1 rRNA gene (cut by a window edge) is annotated in these 2500 nt (G+C 51.8%); it reads left to right on the top strand.

Annotation, left to right across the window (positions count from 1 at the left end):
* Positions 1-2431, top strand: a 23S ribosomal RNA gene (locus COO03_RS01845); it begins 491 nt to the left of the window's first position.
* The last annotated feature ends 69 nt before the right edge of the window (positions 2432-2500 follow it).

The following is a 2500-nucleotide window of genomic DNA, read 5'->3' as shown; positions in this document are numbered from 1 at the left end:
CGATAGTGAACCAGTACCGTGAGGGAAAGGTGAAAAGCACCCCGGAAGGGGAGTGAAAGAGATCCTGAAACCGTGTGCCTACAAATAGTCAGAGCCCGTTAACGGGTGATGGCGTGCCTTTTGTAGAATGAACCGGCGAGTTACGATCCCGTGCGAGGTTAAGCTGAAGAGGCGGAGCCGTAGCGAAAGCGAGTCTGAATAGGGCGTTTAGTACGTGGTCGTAGACCCGAAACCAGGTGATCTACCCATGTCCAGGGTGAAGTTCAGGTAACACTGAATGGAGGCCCGAACCCACGCACGTTGAAAAGTGCGGGGATGAGGTGTGGGTAGCGGAGAAATTCCAATCGAACCTGGAGATAGCTGGTTCTCCCCGAAATAGCTTTAGGGCTAGCCTCAAGTGTAAGAGTCTTGGAGGTAGAGCACTGATTGAACTAGGGGTCCTCATCGGATTACCGAATTCAGTCAAACTCCGAATGCCAATGACTTATCCTTGGGAGTCAGACTGCGAGTGATAAGATCCGTAGTCAAAAGGGAAACAGCCCAGACCGCCAGCTAAGGTCCCAAAGTGTGTATTAAGTGGAAAAGGATGTGGAGTTGCTTAGACAACTAGGATGTTGGCTTAGAAGCAGCCACCATTTAAAGAGTGCGTAATAGCTCACTAGTCGAGTGACTCTGCGCCGAAAATGTACCGGGGCTAAATACACCACCGAAGCTGCGGATTGATACCTATGGTATCAGTGGTAGGGGAGCGTTCTAAGGACAGTGAAGTCAGACCGGAAGGACTGGTGGAGTGCTTAGAAGTGAGAATGCCGGTATGAGTAGCGAAAGACGGGTGAGAATCCCGTCCACCGAATGCCTAAGGTTTCCTGAGGAAGGCTCGTCCGCTCAGGGTTAGTCAGGACCTAAGCCGAGGCCGACAGGCGTAGGCGATGGACAACAGGTTGATATTCCTGTACCACCTCTTTATCGTTTGAGCAATGGAGGGACGCAGAAGGATAGAAGAAGCGTGCGATTGGTTGTGCACGTCCAAGCAGTTAGGCTGGTAAGTAGGCAAATCCGCTTACCGTGAAGGCTGAGCTGTGATGGGGAAGCTCCTTATGGAGCGAAGTCTTTGATTCCCCGCTGCCAAGAAAAGCTTCTAGCGAGATAAAAGGTGCCTGTACCGCAAACCGACACAGGTAGGCGAGGAGAGAATCCTAAGGTGTGCGAGAGAACTCTGGTTAAGGAACTCGGCAAAATGACCCCGTAACTTCGGGAGAAGGGGTGCTTTCTTAACGGAAAGCCGCAGTGAATAGGCCCAAGCGACTGTTTAGCAAAAACACAGGTCTCTGCGAAGCCGTAAGGCGAAGTATAGGGGCTGACACCTGCCCGGTGCTGGAAGGTTAAGGAGAGGGGTTAGCGCAAGCGAAGCTCTGAACTGAAGCCCCAGTAAACGGCGGCCGTAACTATAACGGTCCTAAGGTAGCGAAATTCCTTGTCGGGTAAGTTCCGACCCGCACGAAAGGTGTAACGATTTGGGCACTGTCTCAACCAGAGACTCGGTGAAATTATAGTACCTGTGAAGATGCAGGTTACCCGCGACAGGACGGAAAGACCCCGTGGAGCTTTACTGTAGCCTGATATTGAATTTTGGTACAGCTTGTACAGGATAGGCGGGAGCCTTTGAAGCCGGAGCGCTAGCTTCGGTGGAGGCGCTGGTGGGATACCGCCCTGGCTGTATTGAAATTCTAACCTACGGGTCTTATCGACCCGAGAGACAGTGTCAGGTGGGCAGTTTGACTGGGGCGGTCGCCTCCTAAAGTGTAACGGAGGCGCCCAAAGGTTCCCTCAGAATGGTTGGAAATCATTCGTAGAGTGCAAAGGCATAAGGGAGCTTGACTGCGAGACCTACAAGTCGAGCAGGGACGAAAGTCGGGCTTAGTGATCCGGTGGTTCCGCATGGAAGGGCCATCGCTCAACGGATAAAAGCTACCCCGGGGATAACAGGCTTATCTCCCCCAAGAGTCCACATCGACGGGGAGGTTTGGCACCTCGATGTCGGCTCATCGCATCCTGGGGCTGTAGTCGGTCCCAAGGGTTGGGCTGTTCGCCCATTAAAGCGGTACGCGAGCTGGGTTCAGAACGTCGTGAGACAGTTCGGTCCCTATCCGTCGTGGGCGTAGGAAATTTGAGAGGAGCTGTCCTTAGTACGAGAGGACCGGGATGGACGCACCGCTGGTGTACCAGTTGTTCTGCCAAGGGCATAGCTGGGTAGCTATGTGCGGAAGGGATAAGTGCTGAAAGCATCTAAGCATGAAGCCCCCCTCAAGATGAGATTTCCCATAGCGTAAGCTAGTAAGATCCCTGAAAGATGATCAGGTTGATAGGTTCGAGGTGGAAGCATGGTGACATGTGGAGCTGACGAATACTAATAGATCGAGGACTTAACCATATAATATGAAGCAAGTGTTATCTAGTTTTGAGAGAACATAAAAAAATTATTGACTTTTTTAATCAATTA

Source organism: Bacillus sp. AFS098217 (genome assembly GCF_002551815.1).
In the GTDB taxonomy this organism is placed as follows: Bacteria; Bacillota; Bacilli; order Bacillales; family Bacillaceae_G; genus Bacillus_A.
Note: the sequence above shows the minus strand (reverse complement) of the source record. Positions and strands in the feature narration are given on the sequence as shown.